Genomic DNA, 24,646 nt, shown 5'->3' on the forward strand with positions numbered 1-24,646 from the left:
CTTCTCGATACCTTACGCCTTAGAAACCGGAGCCTGCTTCAGCAGGGCATCCACCACCTGTTCCATATGCATTCCGCGGCTGCCCTTCACGAGGAGCACGTCGCCTTCGCAGACCACTTCGCCCAAAAACTCAATCACGTCCTGCACAGAATCGAAATGGAAAGCCTGCTCCAGGCCGCCTTCCTTGGCGCCTTTCACATATTCCTTCGCATCCTCGCCCACAGCGAGCAGCAGGTCGAAATTCATCTCGGGAACGAGCTTTCCGATTTCGCGGTGCATTTCGCGACTCGCCTTTCCGAGTTCCAGCATGTCGCCGAGGACTGCGATACGGCAGCCGCGCACGTTCATGTTGCCGATGGTCTGAAGCGCCATGCGGGTAGAAGAGGGGTTCGCGTTGTAGCAGTCCGAAACAATCTTAAATCCGTTGCCCTTGCGGAATTCCATGCGCATGTTTGTCGCATGGAAAGCCTTGAGCGCCTTCGCGATATCGGCCTTCGGCACGCGGAAAGCCTCGCCCACGGCAATCGCCGCAAGCGCATTGTAGAGGTTGTGCGTCCCCGGCACGCTCAGTTCGAAATGCGTGCGGCCGACATAGAAATCGGCACAGGCGTTCTCGTTCCAGGTGAGCCTTTCGGGCTTCACGATTCCGCGATGCACGCCGAACGTGACGACCTTCATGTTCTTTGTCGAACGCACCTTGCAGAGGCGCGGGTCATCGGCATTCACGATCAAGGTGCCGTTCGTCTTGAGGCCATCCTTGATGGTAATTTTTTCGCGGAACACGCCGTCCAAATCGCCAAGGCGTTCCAGATGCGAAGCGCCAATGTTCGTAATCACGGCGACATCGGGTTCTGCGGCCAGCGAAAGCGGGCGGATTTCATCGGGACCGCTCGTGCCCATCTCGACGACAGCAGCCTCATGGCTGTGCTTCAGCTGGAACAGCGTCATCGGCACGCCAATATGGTTGTTGAAGTTGCCCTGCGTCGCATGGGTCTTATATTTCATGGAGAGCACGGCCTTCGTCATCTCCTTGGTGGTCGTCTTGCCGTTGCTTCCGGTAATGGCGACCTTCTTCACCTTGAAGAGCCTCTGGTAGCCCTTGGCGAGCTTGAGCAGCGCCTTGGTGGTATCTTCCACCGGGGCATACATCTTGATGGAATTGCTTTCTACGGATTCCTGGTTCACAACGCTCATCAGCGCACCATCCTTTTCCATTTGAGAGACAAACTTGTGCGCATCGAAACGCGCTCCCTTTATAGGCCAAAACACCACGCCCTTGGCCTTCTCGCGTGAATCCATGCAGAGATTCACTTTCCGCTTCAAGACGCTGGCCGGAACACCCACGGCGGATGTTTCCAGGATTTCCAGCATTTCGCGGACTGTCAAATCAAGCTTTAACATTCTTCCATCGCCTTCACCGCTTCTTCGCGGTCGTCAAAATGATGCTTCGTCTTGCCGACGATCTGGTAATCTTCGTGGCCCTTGCCCGCAATTACGAGCCAATCGCCATCCTTCAGCGCGGCACATGCCTTGCGGATGGCTTCCGCACGGTCCGCCACGACCTCAAACTTGTCCGTACTCATTCCCGCGCGCACATCCTCGATAATCGCGAGCGGGTCTTCCGTGCGCGGGTTGTCGGAAGTGAGCCAAGCCTTGTCGGCAATCGTTTCCGCGATGTGGCCCATGATGGGGCGCTTGGTGCGGTCGCGGTCACCTCCGCAGCCGAATACCGTAGAGAGCGTCCCGCGGCAGAGCTTGCGCGCCGTCGTAAGCACGCGTTCCAGGGCATCGGGCGTATGCGCATAGTCGACCACGACATGCTTTCCGTCCTTGTTCCATACCTTCTCGAAACGGCCCGGCACGCGGACGCTCGCAAGCGCAGCACGCATCGAGAGTTCCGGGATTCCGATTGCATTTGCCCAGGCGAGCACAAGCAACACGTTATCCACGTTAAAGTCGCCACAGAGGGGCGTCTCGAATTTTTCCTTCGCAACGGCAGGCAGGCTGAACACGAGGCCGTTCTCGGTATTCTGCACGTCGCCTTCCGGCTTCACGGAGGCCTTCGCATTCCCGAGCCTCGAAACCGCGACGGCATTTTTCCCGAGCGTCTTCAGTTCATCAAAAAGTCTCTCGCCGTGCGCATCGTCGATGTTCACCACGGCAACGCCATCATCGGCAAGGTATTTCGTAAAGAGGAGTTTCTTGGCCTCGAAATAGGCATCCATCGTCTTGTGGTAATCAAGATGGTCTTGCGTGAGGTTGCTAAAGAGCCCGCTCCTGAAGCGAATTCCGGCCACGCGCCCCTGGTGCAGCGAATGGCTCGACGTTTCCATGACGAGGTCGGTGCATCCGGCCGCAACAGCCTTCGAGGCGAACGCGAACAAATCCAAAAGGCCCGGAGTCGTGAGCGTCGCGGGAACGGACGATTCGCCAATCTTGTTCTTGATGGTGCCGAGGAGAGCCGTTTTCCGGCCTGCCGATTCAAGCATCGCATTCATGAGGAAGGCGCTGGTGGTCTTTCCGTTCGTTCCGGTAACCGCATGGCAGCGGAGCTTCGCGAACGGATCCTTGTAAAATACACGGGCCGCTTCCAGGCGAGCTTCCTTCACGTCCGAAACCTGGATCCACTTGGAGGCAAGCCCTGCAGGGGCAGCCTGTTCGCTCACCACGGCAACGGCACCCGAAGCAAGGGCGCTGCGCGCAAATTCTTCATAGCCATCCGCGGGCATGGAGAAAAACAGGTCCTGCGCCTTCACGCGGCGGGAATCGTCGCAAAGTCCCTTGACAGACAAATTCTGCATCAAAGCTTCCGAAATCATCAACCTCTCTCCTTAAGCTTCAGCTTGCAAATTGTACCCTTGCGTAGTTCTTCCTCCGGCATCGGGGACTGCGCCACGACATGGCCCTTGCCCTCGTATTCCACGTTCACGCGGATGTTGCCCATAATTTCCATGGCGTCGCGTAGCGAAAGCCCCTTCAAGTCAGGCATCTTCGATGCGGCCATCTCGCCAAGGACAAGCGTCACGCCCGCCGTATCGGATGTGTTCTGGCGCTGGGAAATAACGCGGGAACCCACGCCGTCAAAAGCCACCTTGCAGTTCCTGTCGCTTGCAACCTTTTTCGCGCCATCGAGCGGCATTCCCATAAAATCGACATCGCAGGGAGTATCGCGTTTCACCTGCGCCAGGTTATACGAAATCGGCGAAAGTTGCGGATGGAAGTAGATCCCTTCCATAATCCGACGGAAAATAGGGCCCGCCGTGACGCCACCCGTATGTCCGCGGTCCTTGTCCATATTCGGGTCATCGACCAAGACCATGCACACGTAGCGAACATCCTCGATCGGAGCAAGGCCAATAAGCGAAGCAACCTGGCGATTCTTGTCGTACTTGCGCGTCACGTGGTTATACTTTTCGGCCGTACCCGTCTTGCCACCAAAAATCACATTCGGAATCTTCTTGCTCATCGCCTGCTTTGCCGTTCCCTTCTTGTCATACACCACGCGCTGGAGCATCTTGCGGATAGAGGCCGCAGTCTTCTCCGAAATCACGCGGCGAACGGCCGTCGGCTTTTTCTTGTCGACCACGTTGCCCTGCCAATCGCGCCATTCCTTCACAATCATCGGCTCCATGAGCACACCGCCGTTCGCGATTGCCGCATACGCCATCGCCATCTGTATCGGGGTCACCATCACGGCATGCCCGTAGCCCATCGTCATGAGCGTACGCGCATCGCGTTCCAGTTCGAAGGGCTTCAACAGGCGTCCGCTTTCCTCGCCCTGGAAATATTCCGAAGTCTGGATGCCAATACCGAAGCTGCGCGCCATGCGATAGAACCTGTCGGCGCCAACCGCATCCGCGACCCTCGCAAAGTACACGTTCGAGGACTGTGCCATGGCCTCGGGCATATCCACCTCCCCGATGACATGGGAATCGCAAATCGGCTTCTCGTTCTTGAACTTCGGATTGCCTTCCCACCATTCCCAGCAGCGCCCGCCATTGCTCGGGTAAACCTTGTCCGGCGAAACAATGCCGTCTTCGAGGGCGGCGGCAGCCGTAATCACCTTGAAGGTAGAACCTGGCTCGTAGGGAAGCGAAACGATGTCATTCTTGGCCATGCGCCCCACGCCCTGCGTTCTGGAATTCGGGTCAAACGTCGGATAACTCGCCATCGCGAGGATTTCTCCCGTAACGGGCTCGATGACCACCGCGCTTGCACTTGCCGCCTGGAACTCCTCGACGCCATCTTTCAGCGCCTTCTCGACAATTTCCTGCATGTTGCGGTCGATGGTGAGGACTAGGTTCAGTCCCGGTTCCGCCTTCGCCACTTCCTCGGAGCGGCTGTAAATTTCGCGCTTCTGGACATCGCGCACGCCCACGCGTATCCCTTCGATTCCGCTCAACGTGGTGTCGAACACCTTCTCCATGCCCATGTTGCCGCGGCCGTTGAAATCGAGTTTCCCGACAATCTGGCTCGCCAGATGCCCTTGCAAGAATATGCGGCTATAGTCATCGACACCCTTCGTGGTATCGCGATAGTTGTCGGCAAACACAATACCGTTCCTGTCCATGATGCGTCCGCGACCCGCATACACGTTGCGCGTACTCGTCACGCGATCCTTCGTCTTGGTCTGGTAGACTTCGCTGTTGAGCACCTGGATGTTGAAAGTCTGCCACATCAGCACGCCGACGAGGCTCATCACGACCCACTTGAGGAAGGCCAGCGGTTCCAATTTTACCCTATTGTACACCGGGACCTCCCGCATCCATCACCTTCACGGGGACTCCATTGAGCCCAAGCCCCACCGAGTCGGCAAAACTGCACAGGTATTCGAGCGACGAATACTGATTTATTTTCAGGTCCAGCATCAAAATGTCGCGCTTCAAAAAAACGATCTCGTTCGAAAGCGCATAGGACTTCGAATAGAGCGCATTCACCCTGTTCTGAAGGTACAAGGGAGTCACGAGGCCGATGACAATCAGCACGAACACAACCGCAACGATCAGGAAGGTCGCCCTGTTCGTCTTCGGTACCGGCAATTTATCCGTAGCGCTCATACCCGTTCGTACACCCTCAGTTTCGCAGAGCGAGCCCTGCTGTTCCTTGCAATCTCTTCACTTGTCGGCAAAATCGGCTTGCGGTTCACCTTGCGCAGGCGCTGGTGATTGCCGCCGCACGTGCACACCGGCTGGCGTTCGGGGCAAATGCAGGCCCTCTCGAACTTCGCGGCGGTTTCCTTCACGCAGCGGTCCTCCACCGAATGGTAGCTCATCACCACCAGGCGACCACCCACCTTGAGGCAGTCCACCGCGGCGCTCAGGCTATCTTCAATCTCCTTGAGTTCGCCATTCACTTCCATGCGTATAGCCTGGAAAACGCGTGCCAAAAGGCCGTTCACTTCGCGCTTCTTGTCGGGGAATACCGATTCCACCACGACCTTCACGTCGGAAGGGAGAATATCGCGGTTCCCGGCCTTCACCGTGCCCGCCATTTCTACAAGGCGGGTCGCAAGTTTGAACGCACGGTCCATATCCGAATTCTTGCGGAGAGCACCGGCAAGCGTTTCTGCATCGACATTCTTGAGCCATTCCTGCGCAGACACGCCCTCACGGCGGTCCATGCGGAGGTCGAGCGGGTTGTTACCCACAAAGGTGAACCCGCGCTTGGAATCATCTACCTGGTGGCTGCTGATTCCCAAATCGTAAAGAATGCCGTCGAGAGTATTCGGTGCAATCTCGTTCTTCAGTTCACCGAAGCGCACCGGATGCACAACGAACTTGCACTTTACACCCGCAAGGCGCTTGGTCGCAAACGCAACGGCTTCCTCGTCACGGTCAAACGCGTGGAGCGTTCCGCCTTCGTTTAATTTGTTCGCAATCGCGTAGGAATGTCCGCCACCGCCGAGCGTGCAGTCGCCATAGGTACCATCAGGCCTGATGTTCAGCCCATCAAGGCATTCGGCAAGCATCACGGGGTCGTGATAGAACACGCCATCGGTAGCGCCGGCAAGAGCCGCAGAATATTCGTTTGTCTGTAAATTAGTTTGTCTGAGGTCAGCGTTTGTCATCAAGACCCTCCGACGAACCGATCAAGTAGAACATCTCATCGAACGCGTTCTGAGCTTCAACAGAATCCATGTTGCGCTCCTTCTCGAATCGTTCGGGGTTCCACAATTCCAGAGACCGTCCGCGACCGGGAGTGTAAACCACTTCGGTCGTAAGACCCGCATAATCCAAGAACTTCTTGGGAATGAGAATGCGGTTCTGGCCATCCATTTCAACTGGGCTGGCATCGAGCTGTTTCCGGAATACATCGGCTCGACGGCGATCTTTGAACGCGTCGAGTTCGGCCATGAACTTCACGTACTCGGGCAACATGTACAACCGGAGGGTGTGGTTCGGGTCGCGAGCGATCACGAACTCAGTCCCTTCGGTAGGCCACAGCTGGCGACGGAGTTCCCTGGGGAAGGAAGACCTTCCCTTTCCGTCTATCGCCGTCTTGGCGTTACCTATGAAATACGGTAAATTCATTTAATTCCTTGACACACTTTGCCACAACACTTATAACACATGGTAAAATTAAACATTTTCTACCACCACGGCAATAAAATTTTTGAATATCGCCCCAGAAACCGGAAAACTTACAGAAAGCATACCTCGTACCGAGGTCCGATTTCGTTTTAGTGTTCAGATGTGCATTAACAAAAAAAAGACCCTATCGGGCCAAGTTGGATTTATCAAACTAAATTTTGACTACGCTATGAAAAAGTTCAAGCTCACCAAACTGAAGATCAAGATTATCGCGATTGTCCTACTGTACCCTACCCTAGTCGTAGGGCACAACATCTATTTTGACGAAACCACGCTCTTCGGCATGCTAGCCCTGCCCTCTACCATCTGGTTCGGCCTTGCCATTTTCATCATGTGCAATGCCGGAGCGCTCCCTCCTGGAGCCAAGCCATACGAATACGTGGTCGAAGACGATTTCGACAAGGCGCTAAAGAGCATGAAAAAGAATAAGGGAAAGGACAACAAGCCCAAAAGAAAATACCAAGGGCTTGATAAGTGAGACAAGGGAGGGCTAAAAGCCTTCATTTTGACATTTTAGCAGACCAAATCGGTTAAAAGCTGTCATTGCCGGTCTATTTTTGGGGAGGCAGGGTTTACGCCCTAGTCCTTAAGGCAACGAACAGAAAGCCCTTCGTACTTGCCGTTGTGAGTCAGTCCCGCATTGTCGAGGTCGTAGTACAAGTCCATGAAGAACGCGCTGTAGCCATCGTATTCAGTAGAACTCCAGAACCTCACTACGTCACCCTCTCTGTAGTAATCAAAGATGTCCCTGAAGCCGGCGGGCAACGCGGAAAAGCCGAAAGCATCGGTGCCGTTGCCACTGCTGTTCCAGCCGCTAGTGGACTTGAGTACCTTACCCGCTGTACTGGAACCACCAACTGTCGTAATCAACGTATTCCATTCCGTGGAGTCCGGCAGGTGCCAGCCCTCGGGACAAACACCACGTACCAGATAGTCCGGCGAGCAGGTCATACCGATTACACTGTAACCGCAGCCCTTGCCATTTGTGCTCCACGTACCAACGCTATCCATGGCTGCAGCCCAGGTGTATAGGCGACCGTACTTGGTGCTGTAGGATGCGTCGTTGTCGTAGTACCAACTAGTAGAATCGAGGGTGTTGCCACTATGGTTATAAGGGACACCGGTGTATGCGTAGTTAAGGTTTTCGGCCATCCAAGTTTGGGTGCCGATTTTCACGGTCCTATACGTCTGGCCGTCGCGGGAGTCGGTCATAGTTCCGGTGGGCACACTTGTCTTGCTATCGCTCGACTTCGGTGTGACGCTGGGCGAAGAATCCTTCCCGTCCGGGCGCGAGATAAAGCCGCTATCGTCATCGCTACAGGCGACAAACATCACGGGCAAAAGCAATACAAACAAAACTTTCAAGACACGCATTCGTCCTCCTTAAAAAATGCGTCCAAAAATATAGCGCTTATCGAGTCTCGCGCAAATACTTGATGGCGGCAAGGCCCGCAATGGCGCCCTCGCCCACGGCGACAGCGACCTGCAAGGTACCGCCGGTGCAATCCCCCGCAGCAAACAGGCCTGGCACCGTCGTCATAAAGCTCTTGTCAAGTACGGCGCTGCCGCCGTCGAAGGCGGCTCCCGCCTTCCGGCACAAGTCCATGGCACTTGCGCTGCCGAGGGCGACAAAAAGCCCGTCAAGTTTCAGTTCCTCTCCATCATCGAACTTTACGCCGCCAAACGTTCCCTCGCCCACAAGGCCCGCGAGCTTTCGCTTGTCAATCCTTACTTTGTCTGTAAATTCAGCCGTCGGTTCCGCACCATTCGTAAGGAGCGTCACACTTCCGACCACATTCAGGAGTTCATTGCATTCATGCAGGGCATACTCGCCCGCACCGAGAACCGCGACATCTTTCCCGCGGTAGAAGAACGCATCGCACACCGCGCAGTAGCTCACGCCGTGACCTTCCATCTCGGCCATACCCGGGAGCGGCGTCTTCTTGCGGGCAGAACCCGTCGCCATGATGCACGCATGGCCACGGTACTCGCCCTTGAGTCCCGTCGCCACGAATTCCTTCCCGTCGAAAAACAGGTCGGTCACCTCGTCCTCGGCAAATTTCGCCCCGAGCCGCTCGGCCTGGCGTTTGCCCACCTCGAACAGTTCCGCGCCCGTCAGCGGTTTCTCCAGGCCATAGTAATTCTCTATCATGTGCGCCTTTTCGAGCGCACCGGCACCCTTCCCGACCAAGATAACGTCCAAACCGGCACGCAATGCATAAAGCGATGCCGAAACGCCCGCCGGACCCTGACCAATAATCAACATATCTGCCATAAATACCTCTCGTTGTAAAAATACGAATTTTCGCGCTTGTTTTACACTTGTTTTCAAAAAAACGCTTTTGCATACGGTGCAAATTAAGTTATTTTAGATAATAGAATTGAGGATTTTATATGGAATGTAAAAAGCCCCGCGACATGTTCGTCGAAGCAGGCTATGGCCCGAACTTCGCCGACCAGCTAATCCAGAACGCATTCAGCAAACTCTTCGAGGGCGACCCCATCGACGAGCGCGTGTGCTTCGAGGCCGCCGACGACATGGCATACATCATCGACATCGGCCACGACGACATCCGCTCCGAAGGCATGAGCTACGGCATGTTCATCGCGGCCCTCACCGGCCACGACAAGCTTTTCCAGAAGCTCTGGAACTTCGCGAAGAAATACCTGCGAAACGACGACGGCCCGCACAAGGGCTACTACTCCTGGCAAGTCTCCACCACCGACTTCTCGATGATGGACCCGGGAGCCGCCCCCGACGGCGAGGAATACATCGCGGCAGCCCTCCTCATCGCCGCAAAGAAGTTCGGCCGCGACGACTACAGGCAGGAGGCCATCGAGCTCATCAACTGCATCAAGAACAAGCCTTTCAACGAACTCGTGGGCCCGATGATCGACCCCGAACGTAAACTCATCAAGTTCTCGCCCGTGCTGGGCAACGACTTTACCGACCCGAGCTACCACACCATCGCCTTCTACCGCGCCTACGCCGTTGCGACCGGCGACAGCGAATGGCTCGAGATTGCCAAAAACAGCATCGAGTACCTGAAGAAAGCCGCCCACCCCGAAACGGGCCTCTGCGGCGACTACTCCGAATACGACGGCACGCCCAAAGCCATGCCCTGGTTTCCCGAGAGCAACTGCTTCAGCGGCGACGCCTGGCGCGTTGCGCTCAACCTGAGCCTCGACTACGCACTCTTTGGCGGCGACGAGAGCGAGAAGGAAATCTGCACGCGCCTGCTGAACTTCTTCGAGAACAGGAGGCCCTACCTCTCTGACTACGCGACCGACGGCGGGCCCTACCCGCGCCAGGGCCGCAACGCTACGCCGGGCATCATCGCGATGAACGCGGCCGCGACACAAGTCCTCGATTCCGAAGACCCGCTGGTAAAGCCTTTCGTCAAAGACCTCGCGGCACTTTCCGTCCCGTTCCGCTTCTGGCGCTACTACGACGGCATGCTCTACATCATCGGGCTCTTGGCAACTGCCGGAAAAATTGAATTCTAAAACAAGGAGATACAAATGAAACAGAGAACATTGCTCATCGGCCTGTCGCTTACGGCAGCTCTCGCCTTCACCGCCTGCGACGACATCCGCACGCAGGAATTTCCCGATGGCAAGGTGCGCATGGAATCCACCTATGTCAACGACAAGAAGCAGGGTATCGAAAAGGAATACTACAATAGCGGAACCCTCAGGCGCGAAACGAACTTCAACGCAGACCGCAAGGAAGGCGTGCAGAAGGAATACTACGAAGACGGCACCCTCCAGGCCGAAACTCCGTATGCCGACGGCTACATCGAAGGCGAAGTCGTCAAGTACCACAAGAACGGCAAGCTCGCCTCCAAGGCCAAGTACCAGAAGAACAAGCAGATTGAATTCGGCGAAATGTACGATCCGGACGGTTCTCCCGCCACCGACGGCAGCTACAAGGACCCGCGCGACGGCTACGCCTACCAGTGGATCCGCATCGGCACCCAGGTGTGGACCGCAGAGAACATGAACTTCGGCACGTTCGAAGGTTCCGTGTGCAACCAGTGCAACCACTGGGGCCGCCTCTACAACTTCGAGAACGCGAAGAAGGCCTGCCTCGACGGCTTCCACATGCCCACCAAGGAAGAATGGAAGACGCTCCTCACCTTCGCCGAGACAAGCGGCAAGGTCGGCACCGTGCTCAAGGCCGGTTTCGGCTGGGATCCCATCAAGGAAGGCGGCAATGACTACGGCAACGGCAAGGACGAGCTCGGGTTCGGCGTGAAGGCCGGTGGCGCCCACTTCGCAAAGAGCGATGTTCCGCTGAAGGAACGCAAGTTCGAAGACGCCGGCAAGAAGGCCTACCTCTGGACGGCCGAAGGCGAAGTGCTCGTGTTCTACCACGACAAGGACATCGCGAAGTTCGAGAAGTTCAATCCCGAATTCGGAGCGAGCCTCCGCTGCCTGAAAGACTAGCTAGCATTCTCACTTCAGTCTTTTCACTTTATAAGTAAAGCCCTCGGTCGCTGCCGAGGGCTTTGCCATTACAATCCTAATGACCAATAACTAATGACTAACAACTACGTCGTATATTCCGCGTTGATCTTCACGTAGCCGTAGCTCAGGTCGCAGGTGAACGCGCTTGCGGATGCCTGACCGATGTTGAGCACGAGCGTTACTTTGTATTCACGCTGGCGAACCACAGCATGGAGTGCCGCCGTCTGAGCTTCGTCGAGCTGGAGCGGGCGCCCGCCTTCAAGCACCTTCACGTCGCCAAAGTACAGGTCGGTGTGTTCGGCCACCATGTTGCAACCGCTGGAACCCGCACTGCTGAGGATGCGGCCCCAGTTCGGGTCTTCACCGAACATCGCGCACTTCGCGAGGTTGGATGTCCCGATGAAGCGGGCCATGCGGAGCGCTTCTTCGTGGCTTTCGGCCTTCTCGATACGCAGTTCGATAAGCTTGGTGGCACCTTCGCCATCACGCACGATGTCTTTCGCGAGGCTCTGCATGATGAGCATGAGGGCTGCACGGAACTCGCCCTGTTCGCTCAAGCTCAGGTCTTCGTAACGGAGTCCGCTCATGCCGTTCGCAAGCAAGATGCACGTGTCGTTCGTGCTGGTGTCGCCGTCGACGGTAATCGCGTTGAAGGAATCCGCAATGTCGGCACGGAATTCGGCGAAGAAGTCTATGGGGAGCGAGATATCGGTCGTGACGAAGGCAAGCATTGTCGCCATGTTCGGGTGAATCATGCCCGAGCCCTTGCAGGCGCCACCGATGGTCACCACGCCCTTTTCCGTCTGGATTTCCACGGCATGGCTCTTGAGGGCAAGGTCGGTCGTGAGGATCGCGCGCCCGAATTCCTCGGAAGCGTCGGCGTGCAGCTTTTCCACGAGCTTCGGGATTCCCGCCTCGATCTTGTCCATCGGCATCAGGTGGCCAATCACGCCCGTGCTGCAAACGAGCACGCTCTTCGGGGTAAGGCCAAGGGCCTCTTCGGTCATCACGGCCATGCGTTCGGCATCCTTGTAGCCCTGTTCGCCGGTGCAGGCGTTCGCATTGCCGCTGTTCACTACGACCGCAGTCGCGAAATGGGCATGTTCAAGCGCAGCCTTGTCGTACAGTACCGGAGCGGCCTTCACCTTGTTGGTGGTAAAGACGGCGAAGCAACGGGCCGCCTTCTCGCTTTTCAAAAGCGCCATGTCGGCGTTACCGCTGGCCTTGATGCCAGCGCAAATTCCAGATGCGGTAAAGCCCTTGGGGGAGCAAACGCCGCCTTTTTCCAGCACAGTGTACATAGTATCTCCTAAAAAGAAGCTTTCTTTGCGATTCGGGGCTCGCAACGCCCGTTAAAATTTTTACCTTGTAGAGCATGGAAAAGATCCCGTTTACACAAGAAGCTTACGACCAGCTCGTCAAAGCACTCGAAAATTTAAAAAATGTAGAACGCCCGCGCGTCCTGCAAGAATTAGTTGATGCCCGTGCACAGGGCGATTTGAGCGAGAACGCCGAATACCATGCCGCGAAGGAACGTCTCGCCTCCATCGACAATATCGAAATGCCCAAGCTCCAGGACCAGCTGGCCAGGGCCGAAGTCGTCGCGTTCGACCCGAACTCCGACACCATCCGCTTCGGCGCGAAGGTCACGCTCATCAACGCCAAGACCAAGAAAAACGTCGTCTACCAGCTGGTGAGCCCCGAAGAAGCCGACGCCCTCAACGGCAAAATCAGCTTCAAGAGCCCCATCGGCGCCGCCCTCATGGGCAAGAAGAAGGGAGAAACCGTCGAGGTGACAACCCCGAGAGGCGTCAACAAGTTCGAAATCGTCGACTTCAGCTAAGGTACCCCCAACCCGCATGATTGTCACGCTCATCGGCAAGGACGAATTCAGCAAGGAAGCTCGAATCGGGAAATTCCTCGAGGAAGCCCTCGGCGACCGCAAGGACGACCCGATGTCCAGGCAAATCCTCTTTGCCACGGACACCAACATCCCTTCCATCGCCGATGCCGTCATCACCGCCTGCGATTCCGTCTCCATGTTCGCCCCCGAACAGGTTGTCGTCGTCCGCAAGGGCGAAGCGCTCAAGGCAGACGACAGCAAGGCCCTCGCCAAGTGGCTGAGCCACAATCCCCAGTGCAAGCTCCTCTTCGAATTCGAGAAGCTCGATGCCCGCGGCGAACTGTTCAAGGCGCTCAAGGGCGCAGGCGAAATCGAGAAATTCGAGGAACCCAAGCAGTACAAGATGGCCGAATGGATCGACGCCGCCATCCCCTCGCACTTCAACAAGGCGATTGACCGCGACGCAAGCCGCTACCTCGCCGAGGCTCTCGGCACCGACACCAAGCTCGTCTGCGAAGAAGTCGAGAAGGTGCTGCTTTTCGCTCCGGACTGCAAGAAGATTACGCTCGACCTCGTCCGCACCATGATCGTGCCGCAACGCGAGATGGTATCGTACGAAATCAACGATTCGTTCGGGCTGCGCGACGTAAAACAATATGCCCGCATGCTCAACGAGCTCTTGAACAACGGAGTGAACGCCATCCAGATCGCGGGTTCGCTCTACCGTTACTCCGTCGACCTGCTGAACTTCTCCTCCCTCCTAGACAAGGGGATGACGCCGAAGGATGCAGCCGCCGAACTCGGCAAGAACGACTACATCTTCAACGTGAAAGGCCGCGCCCCCGAATGTGCGCGACGCTGGAGCAAGCCGCTCCTCTGCCGCGTCATCCGCCGACTCGCCGACCTCGATTACGAATTCAAAAGCGGACTCTGCAGCACCCGCATTGCGCAGGAACTCGCGCTCGCGGCCCTCGTTATCCGGTAATGAAACTAGGGAGGGCACCTATGGGGTTTGCTCTCCCGAACAACGAGAATAAACTTCGGCAAGCAAACTTGCCTCGCGCTTACGCAAGCATAAGCGTTGAATAAACAGAAAAGCCCGCTGGAAGCGGGCTTCTTAAGTTCTTGACAGAACGACTTAGTTCCAGTCGTCCTGGACGTCGGCGGAAGGTTCCGGAGCGGCCGGAGCAGCGGCAGCAGGTTCCTCGGCCGGAGCAGGCTCTTCGGCAGCCGGGGCAGGTTCTGCGGCAGGAGCCGGAGCGGGTTCGGCCGCAGGCTGAGCCGCGGGAGCCGCTTCCTGTGCGGGCTGTTCAACCTTCTTCGCCTGCGGGGCTTCCTGCTGGTCCTTCACTTCGGCAGCGGGTTCAGAGATATCCACGTTGCCGATGTAGTTGCGGATGATACGCGGCGTCACGAAAATCACGAGGTCCTTCTTGGTGACGGACTTGCGAGAATACTTGAAGAGGTTGCCGAAGAACGGGATATCCTTGAGGAACGGGATGCCGCTTTCGGATTCCTGGGTTTCGTTGCGGGTCAGGCCTCCGATAATCACGGTTTCGCCGTCGGCCACCACGACCTTCGTCTTCGCTTCCTGAGTGCTGATCACGATTTCGCCCTTGGAGTCGTAATCGTAGGAGTTGTTCTCGGGATGCAGGTCGAGCAAGATGCGGTTGTCGCCCGAAACGTGCGGGGTCACCGTCAGCTTGATACCCGTTTCCACGAGCTGCGTCGAAGATTCACCGCTGTCGTCAATCACGCGGATAGAGACCTTGTCACCCATGAACACCTGGGCTTCGGTATTGTCGAGGGTGGAGACCTGCGGAGACGCCAGCACTTCGGTCGAAGCGTCGCCCATCAAGTTCGAAATCGCAAGCTGGAGATGGTTGTCGAGGAGGCTCGTGGTAATAGCGGTGGAAGCGCCGCTCACAGCAGGCGAGACACCGTTGTTCGGGAAAGACTGAACCACGGCTCCGGCACGGGTAGCATTCGCGGCGGTTCCGTTCGCAGCACTCGCAGTTCCCGGCGTAAGCACGGTTCCATTGCCCATGGTAGCCGTCCAGTCCACACCGAGTTCGCGGGCGCGCTGGCTGTTCACCACCACGAGTTTCGCGGTAATCATGATCTGGAGCGTTTCCACATCGAGTTCGGTAAGGGCATTTTCCATCTGCTCGATTTTCGAATCGGTATCGTAGACGATGATGGAGTTCGTGCGTTCCACGACCGTAATGCGGCCACGGCCACTCTTCATGCTTTCAAGCACCTTCACGAGTTCATCGGCCTTCGCGTGGTGAATCTGGAAGTTCTTGCGGACGAGCGGAGCCGTATCTTCCTGCTGCTTTTCTTCGTCGGCAATCTTCTTCTGCTTCGCCTGGTAAGTGCTCAAGCGCTGCACCACGATGTACTTGTCCTGGATAACCCAGGTCAGGTCGTTGATTTCGCAGATAATGTCAAGTGTTTCCTGCCAAGTCTTCTTCGTGACCTTGAGGCTCATCTTGCCCTTCACATCGGGAGCGAGCAAGATATCGACACCCGCAACCACGGACACCGAGCGGAACACGGCACTGAAGTCCGTATCCACGAACGAGAAGTCGTACAGCTTCTTGTTGGGTTCCACGGAACCCGACGCGGGGGCAGCACAGACCGAGGAGAGTCCCAAAACCAGGGACAGGACCATGAGTATTTTAATCAGCTTTTTCACTTTTGACCCCCAAATTTATCGGGAAGACCCATAGAGTAGCGACGGCTCACGCCAAATTCTTGAATAAGGAAGAGCACGTCTGTTTGTGTGATTTTAAGAACTTTTCCGTTGAGAATCTTGTCGCCTTCCTTGAGCGTGTAGGAGATGGAAGGATTCTTGGATTCCACGAGGAGCGCCATCGGGACATCGGATTCCCAGATGATACCGACAAGTTCGACCTGGTCGATGTTGATGCCTTCTTCGACGAGGCCCTTGATTTCGACGAACGGGTCGCGACGGCCGAAAGAACTGTAAGTAACGCGGTCATCATAGAGGCCATCAAGCTGGCTTCCGGCAACCTCGCCACCCTCGGAAACAATTTCGCCCCTTTCCTTGTCGACCTGTTTCAGGCGTTCAATCTGCACGGCGGAAAGTTCGTCCATGTAGCTCACGGCGCGCTTGTTCACGAAACCGATGTGGCTACCGTGCTGCACCTTGCAGTAGAGACCCGAAACGTCGAGGCTCACCAGGCGTTCGCCGAAGGTAAGGCGCTTCAGCACCTGGGAATTGTCGTTGGGCGCGGCAAAGAGTTCGATTTCGTCGGCGACAACGATGAGTTCGCGGACGACCGGACGCAGGTGGAATGTCTGCGAGCCAGAGACCAGCTTCTTGCTTTCCTTGTCGTGCTTGTTCACGAAAGACTCAAACGAAGGCTTCTCTTCGGAAGACTTCATCCAGTCGCGAACGAAAATTCCATCCGGATGGGCGCTCCAGAAAAGGAACCCGTCCTTCTTGATGGTCGTTTCGCGGACCTGCAAAATCAGGGCGCCTTCCTGCACCACGATTACCGGAGCAACACCGGCCTTGAGCTGGACCTTGAGACCGTTTGCGCCCCAGGTGACATGCTTTACGAGAGTGCCTGCGCCAATCTTGAATATCGGGGACTTCTGCGGACCCGCAAGGCCAATCGTGATGACGGCCGCCTTGTCCGGGCCAGAAACGTTCTGGATTTCAATCGGAGTCGTCGCCACCAGGCGGAACTGTTCCATGCCCGAGCCGACAAGCACCGTCATTTCCTTAAGGTTCGGAAGCAGCGCCGAAATCTTGCCACCTTCCCTGATGGCCTTGTCAAGGTTCTTCTGTTCCTCGGCGAGACGCTTTTCTTCTTCCTTCGCAGCCTTTTCCGCAGCCTTCTTCTCTTCGAGGGCGCGCTTCTCGGCTTCCTTCCTTTCGGCAGCTTCGCGCTTGCGTTCTTCGAGAGCAGCCTTTTCTGCAGCCTTCTTTTCTTCGAGGGCACGCTTTTCAGCGGCCTTCTTTTCTTCGGCAAGACGCTTCTTTTCTTCGAGGGCGGCCTTTTCCGCTGCCTTCTTGTCAAGCGCAGCCTGCTTCGCAGCGGCCTTCTTCTCTTCGGCGAGGCGCTTCTTTTCTTCGAGGGCGGCTTTTTCCGCTGCCTTCTTGTCAAGCGCAGCCTGCTTCTCGGCAGCCTTCTTCTCTTCGGCGAGGCGCTTCTTTTCTTCGAGGGCGGCCTTTTCCGCTGCCTTCTTGTCGAGCGCGGCCTGCTTCTCGGCAGCCTTCTTGCGGTCGGCAAACAACTTGGAGAGCGTCCAGGACTTTCCGTTCTTGCCGTTGAAAGTCAGCTTGAAGTCAGACTTTTCAAGAGCAATGGCATTCTTGTCCGTATTGATGGCCGAACCGACAGCCATTTCCACCTTCAAGAAATCCGTCCCGTGGAACGGTTCCTTGAAAACGCGGATAGCCTTCACCCAATCGCTGGAGGCGTCCACATCGAACACACCCTCGCCAAGGGCGAAAGTCGTCGCGGAGAATCCGAGCGTGAGCCTGTGGGTCTTGGCGTCATATTTCTGGAAGAACGTCGGCAAATCGGAATCCGACGCAAACTGGAACGTCATCGCGCATTTCTTGGAATCGCAGTTAAAACGCACATCCTTGATCTGGGCTGCATTGGCGGCCACCGCGACGAACAGGAACAAAGCAATTAATTTGTTCTTTATCATTGGGCAACCTTCTTGGATGTATAGGTGGTCAGGTTGAACGAGACCGACACCGTAATAGGCGTCCAGCCGTGCGTTTCAGCCTTCTGGAGTTCTGCAGCAATTCCCGAGTAGCGGTTCAAGCGGAGGTTCGTAATCGCAGTCGGATAGTTGAAGTTTGCGATTTCGGCGAACAGGTAGCCAAGCATGTGGTAACCGGAATTGACCGCGATGGAGTAGCGGTTTTCCACGTAGTGTTCCTTTGGCGAAGAACCTTCGGGGTTGAACCTCTGAATTTGCACGCCGGAGCTGCGGAGCACGGCGTAGAGGTCCTGCAAACGCAGCGGGACCTTTTCCTCTTCGGGGAACATCTCCTTCAGTTTTTCGAAGTCCTTCTCGGCCTGCACCAGCTGCAGTTCGAGTTCGGCAATGCGGTGCTTCTTTGCATTAATTTTGTCGAGTTCCGACTGTGCGGCATCGCGTTCGCGTTCGAGTCGATCACGGTCCTGCACGAACGGATCCCACACATAAGAATACAGGCAATAGCCCGCAGCCAAAAGCAAAAGGACTACGACTATCGCGTATATGTTCTTCTTATCCTTGAAATCTATATTTCCCATACTAGCCCTCCCCCAGATCCTGTTTCAGGACAACCTTGATGGTGAAGCTGTAGGCTTCCTCGCCATCGACCTTCGTCGTGGCGATTGTAAGTAAAGTAACCTTGTCGATACTCACCTGTTTTTCGAGCTTGACCATATACTCGGCCACCTCGGAGAAGTCGAACGTCGTCCCCTTCATTTCGAGGTTGTCCTCGGAAACCTGGTTCAAGCTCGTGAGCCACATGTTGGGAGGCAACACCGAGGATACATTCTCGAACAGCACCACCCAGCGCTTCTTGCTCACCTGGATGCTCTTGAGCGCGTTGATCTTGGTATTGACAATCGCCTGCTTCTGTTCGAGTTCGCCAATCTTGGTGAGCAGCGGACGTTCGCGTTCCACCTCCGACTTGATGCGTTCGACATCGCTTTGCAGACCCGATATCGTTTCGGTCGTGAAAGAGTAGAGCATCATCGCCGCAACGATTGCGACAATCATTGCCACCGTAGGCCATACCACACGGCGGTCCGTGATCCACGAGAAATCCTTCTGCGCCTTGCGGTATTCACCGGGCAAAAGGTTAATAGATATGCAAAGGGATTTCTTCGCTACATTCTTTGTCTTTTTAGCAGCCATTAGAATTTCCTCATTGCAAGGCCCAGAGCGGGCGCCAGGATGTTAGAAAGCGCAAGCGACACGCCCGACTCCCCAACGACGCTCGCGTCACATTCCACATAGCGGAAGGGGTTGACCGTATCGGTTTCGACACCGGAATGCTCGGCAATAAAAGCCCTGAGCCCGGGGATGGAAGCTCCGCCTCCACCCAAGAGAATCTTGTTCAAAGGTTCGGAGTCTTCGGACGAGGAGAAGTAGCGGATACCGAACTCGACCTGCGCCATGATGTCTTCGAAAGAAAGCTTCAGGGCTTCTTCCACTTCGGCTTCGGAATACCCGTCCACGATGCCCAGATCGCCCGTTTCGAACAACTGATGGCACTTCGCGGCATCGATGCCCAGCGTGACGCCGAGTTTTGCGATAATCATATCGATGGAACCGCCGGTCATGGCACGCATGGAGTGGAACTTGCCCCCCTGGATGAACCCAATGCTCATCTTCTTCTCGCCAATATTGATAACGGCGGTCGTCTGCTTCAGGTCGTCCTCGGACGCGGTCACCACGAACGCATTCAGGAGACCGAAAATATCTACATCCATCGCGGTAAGCTTGAGTCCCTTGATGGTAAAGAACTGTGCCCAGGAATCGAGAAGTGCGTTCTTCGCGGCGACTACGTTCGCCTTCACCTCGTCGCCTTCCCTGGACTCGACCTCGTAGTCGATGACGTTGTCCTGGTCGTCGAAGGGCGGACGGGACTGCGCGGTCTGAAGAATAATGGCGGCCTCGTTTCCGTTTTTCGGGACCTTGACGCTCAGGCGGTCCACCAGCACGCCACCGGCGCCAGCACCGCAGTTCACGCAGGCAACAAGGTCCGTATTCGGGTCGCGCGGATGGCGAAGCATCAGCTTGGAGAGGGCTTCGCTCAGAAGTTCGTAGCCATCCTTCTCCTTCTTGCCGTCAGGGCCCGTCGGGGCCTCATCGCCTTCACGGCGCTGGATTTCTCCGTTGACAATGGCGCCCTCAGGAACGGGCTCCGTATCGATTTCGACGACAACTCGGCCTCCGCGACTGTTATGGTAAACCTTCACGTACTTGATGCTGTAGTGGCCAACATCGATGCCGATTGTCTCGCGTTCACCGCGAATTCGAGCAATTAATCCTAAAGCCAAAGTAAAACTCCGATCGGAAACAGTACTATCCTAATTCTACCTTTATAAAATCGAAATGTCAAGCAAAAAAACGTCTAAGTCATTGAAAATTATATAGTTAGCGCATTTTTCGGGGTGTTTTTCAGCCCTTTTTCGACTTATGGAGCTCAAATATGTACTGAAGCACCCTTTCCTGGGTCCAACCGAAGGCTCCGGAGAAGGATGCCGTCATGGAATAGAACTCGGGATGTTCAGCGTTTTTTTGCCCCAAACTGCGCAAAATCTCAATTTCCACATCTTCCGGGCCGAAGCTCGGGAGCTCAAAATGAATCCGTATATGCTGTCCGCTTGCGCACTCGACCGGCAGCCCGATAAGGATACCGCCCGCCGAAAGGTCGTAGAGCAGGCCGGTGCACTTTTTCCCGTCCGGCAGTTCCGCCTCGACATCGAAATTCACGATTTCACGGCGCCAGCGACGCAGCTGCTGTTTTTCAAGCTGGCAGGAATGCCGGAGCACCAGGATTCCCGGTTCGCACCTCGCAACCCTGATGGTCGTAGAATAGACGGCATCCTCAGGACGGGTCCAGCGGACCTTCACCTCGCGCCCCACAAAGGAGGACGCCGGGCCGAAACTTCCGTCGTACGAGACCCCCCATTCCTTCTCCGCACGCCATACAATTTCGGAATGTTTGAGTTTGGCCCCGCCACTATCCAGGAGCAGGTCCACGCGGTTCCCCACGTTGAACTGGCGCGTGCTGGCAATGACCGAGAACGGGTTTGCCGCATCGAACTTGAGCTTGTCGCGCAGCCGCGCCACGGCTTCGAGCGTCTCGTCGCGAACATTGTCCACGTTACGGAACTCGTAGAAATCCGAAACCGCAGCCTCGAACAGATGCGAGGAGTTGAGCACCGCATCCTTGTTTTCGAACTTGGAGGCTCGGACCAGTTTTTCGAGCGTGCGAATTTCCTTCGGGCTCAGGTTGTATTCCGCCACCTTGAGGTCGAAATCCTTCGTGCCGAACATCTCCTCGTTCTCGCGACGGTCGTTGGAACGCTGTATTTCCACCAACACGAGGAGCAATAGCCCCAAAATCAGGAGCACTACTATCAATAGGAGATGAGACGGCAGAATCATAGGCTACACCTCGGTCCACACCCCGCCGATGTAGGAGGCGACTATGGAAGACGGAATTTCCTTGCCCAGAAGCGGCGTGTTGCGCGTCTGGCCGGCGAACAAGGTCGGGACGACCTTCGTCGGGCGGTCCGGGTCCAGGAGGACCAGGTTCGCCCGTCCGCCCTTCGCTATAGCGGAAGGGCAGGCGCCGGCCAACTGTGCCGGAGCGGTGGAAAGCAGTTCCACCGCGCGCGCGGCGGACAGCCGCGTGCAGAGCGGTTTCCAGATAGCGCCGAGCGCTATCTCCAGCGAAACCGCTCCCGGCACCGCATCTTCGAAATTCACTTCCTTGTCCTGACGCAACACCGGGTCGTGATTCATGCTGATTGCATTCACGATTCCCGATTCGAGCCCTTGCCACAAGGCTTCGCGGTCTTCGGCAGAACGGAACGGCATCGGCACGTTGCAGTGCGAGTCGAGGTCGAACAGGCAGGAGTCGTCCAGGAGCAGATGGTAGATATCCACGTCGCAGGTCACGTCCACGCCCTGCACGCGCGCCGTCTCGATAAGCTTGAGCGTATCGCCACAGCTAACTTGTTTGAAATGCACCGGCACCTTGAGGAAACGCGCCATTTCTAGAATCCTGAAGGCGGCAATCGTCTCGGCGATACGGGGAATTCCCTTCATGCCGAGCGTGTCGGCGTAGCAGCCCTCGTGCACAAGCCCGTGATGGCGGAGCGAATCGTCGAGCGGCATAAAGAAGAATCGCTTGCCCGTCATGGAACCATATTCCATCGCGAGGCGCAAAAAGCGAGAGCGGGAGCAGTCCTTGTTGCCGTCCCCGAAACCGACGGCGCCGCCCTGGGCAAGTTCCACCATTTCGGCCAGGTCCTTGCACTGGTAGCCCATGCTGAAGGCTCCCAAGAAGACGAACTCCATGCCGGACTTCGCACTCAGCTGCTGCATCGCGGTGAGTTTCTGAGAATCGTCAATCGGGTTTGCAGAACTTTCGTACAGCCCGCCGAAGAAGCCGCCACGGCGCATAGCAGAGACTCCGTCCCTGAACGTGTAGATATCGTCGCGGAGCGGTTCCTTGAAGTCGAGTCCGAGGCCGAAGAGCGCAGGAATTGCAAGAGCGCCCTTCGCATCGAATTCGTCGGTCTCTGCGGGAGCGGAATCTGCCCACGCGCCATCCACAAGGCACATCTTCGTCGGCTCGCCGAACTTCCCGTCCACGAACGGGCGAACGTTGTTCAAAACCACATTACGCATTTGCACGACCTCCAGCCAAAAGGAAGAGAACAGCCATTCGCACAGCCACTCCGTTGGTCACCTGATTGAGGATAACTGAATTTTCCCCGTCGGCAATTTCGCTGTCGAGTTCCACGCCACGGTTGATCGGGCCCGGGTGCATGATGAGCACCTTGTCCTTCGCGCATTCCAGGAGTTCGTGCGTGATACCGAAGGTGTTGCGGTATTCGCGCATGCTCGGGAGAAGCGCATCGTCCATGCGTTCTTTTTGCAGGCGGAGCGCGATGATGGCATCCGCATCCTTCACTGCCTTCTTCACGTCGCTCTCCCAGGTCACCTTGTCCATGAGTTCGGTATTGCGCGGGACCAGGGTGGACGGTCCGCAGAGCGTCACGTGCGCACCCATCGTCGTCATGCCCCAGAGGTTGCTGCGGGCCACGCGGCTGTGGCGGATATCGCCCACAATCGTCACGTTCTTGCCTTCGAGAGTTCCGAGTTTTTCTTCGATGGTGAGCATGTCGAGCAAAGCCTGTGTGGGATGCTCGTGCGCACCGTCGCCCGCGTTCACGATAATCGCATTGCTGTTGTCAGCGAGAAACTTCGGGACGCCCGTCCCCTTGTGGCGGACGACAACGATGTCGATCTTCATGGCCTCGATGTTACGGAGCGTATCGACAAGCGTTTCACCCTTCTTCACGCTGGAGTTCGAACTCGTGAAGTTCACCGTATCTGCAGAGAGTCGTTTTTCTGCAAGTTCAAAACTCGTGCGGGTGCGGGTGCTGTTCTCGAAGAACAGGTTCACAACCGTCATGCCGCGCAGGCTCGGAACCTTCTTTACCGGGCGTTCCAGAATTTCGCGGAACTGCTTCGCGTTATCGAGAATCATGCGGATATCGTGCTTCGATACCCCGCGCAGTCCAAAAAGGTGTTTAATCTCAAGCGCGCTCACGCTATGCCTCCACTTCTACGAGATAAACGGAATTTTCACTGTCAATGGGTTCAATCATCACGCGCACTTCCTGGTTCTGCGCGGTCTCGACCGTAAGACCCACACAATCCGGTGCGATCGGGAGTTCGCGGTGACCGCGGTCTACCAGCACACAAAGACGGATGGCGGCGGGACGGCCGAGGTCCAAAATCGCCTGCATGGCGGCACGGACAGAGCGACCTGTGTAGAGCACGTCGTCCACAAGGATAACCGTCTTGCCTTCGACGGTCGCGGGCATTTCGGTAAAGCGCATCTCGGTGGAAGCGCTGGGCTTGCGGTAGTGGAAGTCGTCGCGGTAGAATGTCGCGTCAAGGCAGCCCATCTCAATGGGCTTGCCGAATTTTTGCGAGAGCCTGTCGCTCAGTTTCTTTGCCAGCGGGATTCCGCGGCTTGCCATGCCGAGAACAATCAGGTTTTCGGCAGACGGGTGCATTTTTGCGATTTTCGCGGCCATTTCGTCGAGGGCGAATTCCATGGCCTGCGCGGAAAGCAATTCCTGGATACGTTTGCAGTTGTCTTTCATACAGTGTTTTAATCTAGCATTTTTTTTAGAAAAAGAGGAAAACTGCACCTTATTTTTGTATATATACAATGCAAAGAGAAACAACCTATCAACCACTGGAGTTTACATGTTCAATCAGCTGGATAAACCGCAGCCGGGCGAAACCATCGCCATCATGACCACCAACCACGGGGTAATGAAGCTCCGCCTCTTCGAAGACCGCGTCGGCGAATGCGCAACGAACTTCATCGAACTTGCAAAGCAGGGCAAGTACGACGGCGCCCCGTTCCACCGCATCATCAAGGACTTCATGATCCAGGGCGGCGACTTCACCCGCAGGAACGGCACAGGCGGACACTCCGCCAAGGGCCCCGGCACCACTATCGGCGACAAGTACGACCCGTGCCTCACCCACATGCGCGGCGCCCTCAGCTGGGCAAAGACCGCCATGCCGAACAGCATCGGTAGCCAGTTCTTCATCGTCCACGGCGACAACGTACACTTCTTGGACCACGACCAGGTGGGCCCTGGCCCGGCTGACGGCTACTCCGTGTTCGGCCAGCTCTACGAAGGATTCGAGGTTCTGGACGAAATCGCAGGCGTCAAGACCGACCGTAGCGACCGCCCCTTCGATGACGTGATTATCGAGTCCGTGACCATCGAGAAGGCATAATTTTCACGGCGGCGGAGATTTTTTGAAAAAAAAGTCTTCTGCCCCCTTGACAAGGGCCAAATATTTTTCTCTATTTGGCTCACCTTTCGGGGTTATAGCTCAGTTGGTAGAGCGCCTGCATGGCATGCAGGAGGTCAGGAGTTCGACTCTCCTTAGCTCCACTAAAAAGACTCGCTTAAAAGCGGGT

General features: G+C 56.3%; 24 protein-coding genes and 1 tRNA gene. 7 read left to right on the top strand and 18 right to left on the bottom strand.

Annotation, left to right across the window (positions count from 1 at the left end; translation table 11 throughout):
• Positions 1 to 12: 12 nt before the first annotated feature.
• The 6 genes from B4B27_RS02155 to B4B27_RS02180 are packed head-to-tail and all read right to left on the bottom strand — an operon-like array spanning position 13 to position 6,530.
• Positions 13 to 1,401 carry a UDP-N-acetylmuramoyl-tripeptide--D-alanyl-D-alanine ligase gene (locus B4B27_RS02155; RefSeq protein ID WP_173365135.1) on the bottom strand — a complete coding sequence of 463 codons (1,389 nt, stop codon included), beginning with the start codon at positions 1,399 to 1,401 and terminating at the stop codon, positions 13 to 15.
• Positions 1,395 to 2,819 carry a UDP-N-acetylmuramoyl-L-alanyl-D-glutamate--2,6-diaminopimelate ligase gene (locus B4B27_RS02160; RefSeq protein WP_290723227.1) on the bottom strand — a complete coding sequence of 475 codons (1,425 nt, stop codon included), beginning with the start codon at positions 2,817 to 2,819 and terminating at the stop codon, positions 1,395 to 1,397. The genes B4B27_RS02155 and B4B27_RS02160 overlap by 7 nt, the downstream gene beginning before the upstream one ends.
• Positions 2,819 to 4,750 (bottom strand): penicillin-binding transpeptidase domain-containing protein, encoded by a 1,932-nt coding sequence (locus B4B27_RS02165; RefSeq protein WP_290723229.1) that lies wholly within the window; start codon positions 4,748 to 4,750, stop codon positions 2,819 to 2,821. The genes B4B27_RS02160 and B4B27_RS02165 overlap by 1 nt, the downstream gene beginning before the upstream one ends.
• Positions 4,740 to 5,057, bottom strand: coding sequence for a hypothetical protein (locus tag B4B27_RS02170; RefSeq protein ID WP_173381322.1), 318 nt, complete (start codon positions 5,055 to 5,057; stop codon positions 4,740 to 4,742). Before B4B27_RS02170 ends, B4B27_RS02165 begins: the two co-directional genes overlap by 11 nt.
• The gene (gene rsmH, locus B4B27_RS02175; protein WP_290723232.1) at positions 5,054 to 6,067 is read right to left on the bottom strand and encodes a 16S rRNA (cytosine(1402)-N(4))-methyltransferase RsmH; all 1,014 of its coding nucleotides are present in this window, start codon (positions 6,065 to 6,067) and stop codon (positions 5,054 to 5,056) included. Before rsmH ends, B4B27_RS02170 begins: the two co-directional genes overlap by 4 nt.
• Complete coding sequence (locus B4B27_RS02180) at positions 6,054 to 6,530, bottom strand: division/cell wall cluster transcriptional repressor MraZ (protein ID WP_290723235.1); 477 nt, start codon at positions 6,528 to 6,530, stop codon at positions 6,054 to 6,056. Before B4B27_RS02180 ends, rsmH begins: the two co-directional genes overlap by 14 nt.
• A 229-nt stretch (positions 6,531 to 6,759) precedes the next feature.
• Between B4B27_RS02180 and B4B27_RS02185 the strand changes: the two genes are divergently transcribed.
• Entirely contained in the window at positions 6,760 to 7,068 is a 309-nt protein-coding gene (locus tag B4B27_RS02185; protein ID WP_290723236.1) for a hypothetical protein, read from the top strand.
• A gap of 101 nt (positions 7,069 to 7,169) precedes the next feature.
• On the opposite strand, the gene B4B27_RS02190 is transcribed toward B4B27_RS02185, so the two are convergent.
• Positions 7,170 to 7,964 (bottom strand): fibrobacter succinogenes major paralogous domain-containing protein, encoded by a 795-nt coding sequence (locus tag B4B27_RS02190; protein WP_173365129.1) that lies wholly within the window; start codon positions 7,962 to 7,964, stop codon positions 7,170 to 7,172.
• 37 nt (positions 7,965 to 8,001) lie between these two features.
• On the bottom strand, positions 8,002 to 8,865 hold the full coding sequence (locus B4B27_RS02195; protein WP_290723239.1) for an NAD(P)/FAD-dependent oxidoreductase: 864 nt from the start codon (positions 8,863 to 8,865) through the stop codon (positions 8,002 to 8,004).
• Positions 8,866 to 8,984: 119 nt separating this feature from the next.
• On the opposite strand from B4B27_RS02195, the gene B4B27_RS02200 reads away from it, so the two are divergent.
• Together B4B27_RS02200 and B4B27_RS02205 are read left to right on the top strand one after the other, a co-directional pair.
• Positions 8,985 to 10,097, top strand: a complete 1,113-nt coding sequence (locus B4B27_RS02200) for a glycosyl hydrolase family 8 (protein WP_173382514.1) — start codon at positions 8,985 to 8,987, stop codon at positions 10,095 to 10,097.
• Between the two features lie 15 nt (positions 10,098 to 10,112).
• Positions 10,113 to 11,039 (top strand): FISUMP domain-containing protein, encoded by a 927-nt coding sequence (locus tag B4B27_RS02205; protein WP_290723242.1) that lies wholly within the window; start codon positions 10,113 to 10,115, stop codon positions 11,037 to 11,039.
• 104 nt (positions 11,040 to 11,143) lie between these two features.
• Here B4B27_RS02205 and argJ read toward each other — a convergent pair whose 3' ends face one another.
• Positions 11,144 to 12,361 (bottom strand): bifunctional glutamate N-acetyltransferase/amino-acid acetyltransferase ArgJ, encoded by a 1,218-nt coding sequence (gene argJ / locus B4B27_RS02210; protein ID WP_290723243.1) that lies wholly within the window; start codon positions 12,359 to 12,361, stop codon positions 11,144 to 11,146.
• A 74-nt stretch (positions 12,362 to 12,435) separates the two neighbouring features.
• Here argJ and greA point away from each other — a divergent pair, with 74 nt between their 5' ends.
• Both greA and holA read left to right on the top strand, forming a co-directional pair.
• Positions 12,436 to 12,903, top strand: a complete 468-nt coding sequence (greA, locus tag B4B27_RS02215) for a transcription elongation factor GreA (protein ID WP_173365124.1) — start codon at positions 12,436 to 12,438, stop codon at positions 12,901 to 12,903.
• 16 nt (positions 12,904 to 12,919) lie between these two features.
• The gene (gene holA, locus B4B27_RS02220) at positions 12,920 to 13,888 is read left to right on the top strand and encodes a DNA polymerase III subunit delta (protein ID WP_173382517.1); all 969 of its coding nucleotides are present in this window, start codon (positions 12,920 to 12,922) and stop codon (positions 13,886 to 13,888) included.
• 153 nt (positions 13,889 to 14,041) lie between these two features.
• Here holA and pilQ read toward each other — a convergent pair whose 3' ends face one another.
• From pilQ to pyrR, 9 genes are all read right to left on the bottom strand, one after another.
• The gene (gene pilQ / locus B4B27_RS02225; protein WP_290723246.1) at positions 14,042 to 15,601 is read right to left on the bottom strand and encodes a type IV pilus secretin PilQ; all 1,560 of its coding nucleotides are present in this window, start codon (positions 15,599 to 15,601) and stop codon (positions 14,042 to 14,044) included.
• Entirely contained in the window at positions 15,598 to 17,595 is a 1,998-nt protein-coding gene (locus tag B4B27_RS02230) for a hypothetical protein (RefSeq protein ID WP_290723248.1), read from the bottom strand. The genes pilQ and B4B27_RS02230 overlap by 4 nt, the downstream gene beginning before the upstream one ends.
• Complete coding sequence (locus B4B27_RS02235) at positions 17,592 to 18,191, bottom strand: type 4a pilus biogenesis protein PilO (RefSeq protein ID WP_173365121.1); 600 nt, start codon at positions 18,189 to 18,191, stop codon at positions 17,592 to 17,594. Before B4B27_RS02235 ends, B4B27_RS02230 begins: the two co-directional genes overlap by 4 nt.
• 1 nt (position 18,192) lies before the next feature.
• On the bottom strand, positions 18,193 to 18,804 hold the full coding sequence (locus B4B27_RS02240) for a PilN domain-containing protein (RefSeq protein ID WP_173382519.1): 612 nt from the start codon (positions 18,802 to 18,804) through the stop codon (positions 18,193 to 18,195).
• On the bottom strand, positions 18,804 to 19,952 hold the full coding sequence (gene pilM, locus B4B27_RS02245; protein ID WP_173365119.1) for a pilus assembly protein PilM: 1,149 nt from the start codon (positions 19,950 to 19,952) through the stop codon (positions 18,804 to 18,806). The genes B4B27_RS02240 and pilM overlap by 1 nt, the downstream gene beginning before the upstream one ends.
• Before the next feature lie 121 nt (positions 19,953 to 20,073).
• Positions 20,074 to 21,033, bottom strand: a complete 960-nt coding sequence (locus B4B27_RS02250) for a PilZ domain-containing protein (protein ID WP_173382520.1) — start codon at positions 21,031 to 21,033, stop codon at positions 20,074 to 20,076.
• Between the two features lie 36 nt (positions 21,034 to 21,069).
• Positions 21,070 to 22,317 (bottom strand): dihydroorotase, encoded by a 1,248-nt coding sequence (locus B4B27_RS02255; protein ID WP_290723252.1) that lies wholly within the window; start codon positions 22,315 to 22,317, stop codon positions 21,070 to 21,072.
• Positions 22,310 to 23,245 carry an aspartate carbamoyltransferase catalytic subunit gene (locus tag B4B27_RS02260; protein WP_173365116.1) on the bottom strand — a complete coding sequence of 312 codons (936 nt, stop codon included), beginning with the start codon at positions 23,243 to 23,245 and terminating at the stop codon, positions 22,310 to 22,312. Before B4B27_RS02260 ends, B4B27_RS02255 begins: the two co-directional genes overlap by 8 nt.
• Before the next feature lies 1 nt (position 23,246).
• Positions 23,247 to 23,807 carry a bifunctional pyr operon transcriptional regulator/uracil phosphoribosyltransferase PyrR gene (pyrR, locus tag B4B27_RS02265; protein WP_290723254.1) on the bottom strand — a complete coding sequence of 187 codons (561 nt, stop codon included), beginning with the start codon at positions 23,805 to 23,807 and terminating at the stop codon, positions 23,247 to 23,249.
• Positions 23,808 to 23,913: 106 nt separating this feature from the next.
• Here pyrR and B4B27_RS02270 point away from each other — a divergent pair, with 106 nt between their 5' ends.
• Complete coding sequence (locus B4B27_RS02270; RefSeq protein WP_173382523.1) at positions 23,914 to 24,459, top strand: peptidylprolyl isomerase; 546 nt, start codon at positions 23,914 to 23,916, stop codon at positions 24,457 to 24,459.
• Positions 24,460 to 24,547: 88 nt separating this feature from the next.
• Positions 24,548 to 24,620: transfer RNA gene (locus B4B27_RS02275), tRNA-Ala, on the top strand.
• The last annotated feature ends 26 nt before the right edge of the window (positions 24,621 to 24,646 follow it).

The sequence above is a fragment of the Fibrobacter sp. UBA2449 genome, from assembly GCF_002342555.1.
GTDB lineage: Bacteria > Fibrobacterota > Fibrobacteria > Fibrobacterales > Fibrobacteraceae > Fibrobacter.

Excerpts from the sequence above, each read along its gene's own strand:
- B4B27_RS02155 (WP_173365135.1), bottom strand. The coding sequence starts at position 1,401 with ATGTTAAAGCTTGATTTGACAGTCCGCGAAATGCTGGAAATCCTGGAA.
- B4B27_RS02160 (WP_290723227.1), bottom strand. The coding sequence starts at position 2,819 with ATGATTTCGGAAGCTTTGATGCAGAATTTGTCTGTCAAGGGACTTTGC.
- B4B27_RS02170 (WP_173381322.1), bottom strand. The coding sequence starts at position 5,057 with ATGAGCGCTACGGATAAATTGCCGGTACCGAAGACGAACAGGGCGACC.
- rsmH (WP_290723232.1), bottom strand. The coding sequence starts at position 6,067 with ATGACAAACGCTGACCTCAGACAAACTAATTTACAGACAAACGAATAT.
- B4B27_RS02180 (WP_290723235.1), bottom strand. The coding sequence starts at position 6,530 with ATGAATTTACCGTATTTCATAGGTAACGCCAAGACGGCGATAGACGGA.
- B4B27_RS02185 (WP_290723236.1), top strand. The coding sequence starts at position 6,760 with ATGAAAAAGTTCAAGCTCACCAAACTGAAGATCAAGATTATCGCGATT.
- B4B27_RS02190 (WP_173365129.1), bottom strand. The coding sequence starts at position 7,964 with ATGCGTGTCTTGAAAGTTTTGTTTGTATTGCTTTTGCCCGTGATGTTT.
- B4B27_RS02195 (WP_290723239.1), bottom strand. The coding sequence starts at position 8,865 with ATGGCAGATATGTTGATTATTGGTCAGGGTCCGGCGGGCGTTTCGGCA.
- B4B27_RS02200 (WP_173382514.1), top strand. The coding sequence starts at position 8,985 with ATGGAATGTAAAAAGCCCCGCGACATGTTCGTCGAAGCAGGCTATGGC.
- B4B27_RS02205 (WP_290723242.1), top strand. The coding sequence starts at position 10,113 with ATGAAACAGAGAACATTGCTCATCGGCCTGTCGCTTACGGCAGCTCTC.
- argJ (WP_290723243.1), bottom strand. The coding sequence starts at position 12,361 with ATGTACACTGTGCTGGAAAAAGGCGGCGTTTGCTCCCCCAAGGGCTTT.
- greA (WP_173365124.1), top strand. The coding sequence starts at position 12,436 with ATGGAAAAGATCCCGTTTACACAAGAAGCTTACGACCAGCTCGTCAAA.
- holA (WP_173382517.1), top strand. The coding sequence starts at position 12,920 with ATGATTGTCACGCTCATCGGCAAGGACGAATTCAGCAAGGAAGCTCGA.
- B4B27_RS02230 (WP_290723248.1), bottom strand. The coding sequence starts at position 17,595 with ATGATAAAGAACAAATTAATTGCTTTGTTCCTGTTCGTCGCGGTGGCC.
- B4B27_RS02235 (WP_173365121.1), bottom strand. The coding sequence starts at position 18,191 with ATGGGAAATATAGATTTCAAGGATAAGAAGAACATATACGCGATAGTC.
- B4B27_RS02240 (WP_173382519.1), bottom strand. The coding sequence starts at position 18,804 with ATGGCTGCTAAAAAGACAAAGAATGTAGCGAAGAAATCCCTTTGCATA.
- B4B27_RS02255 (WP_290723252.1), bottom strand. The coding sequence starts at position 22,317 with ATGCGTAATGTGGTTTTGAACAACGTTCGCCCGTTCGTGGACGGGAAG.
- pyrR (WP_290723254.1), bottom strand. The coding sequence starts at position 23,807 with ATGAAAGACAACTGCAAACGTATCCAGGAATTGCTTTCCGCGCAGGCC.
- B4B27_RS02270 (WP_173382523.1), top strand. The coding sequence starts at position 23,914 with ATGTTCAATCAGCTGGATAAACCGCAGCCGGGCGAAACCATCGCCATC.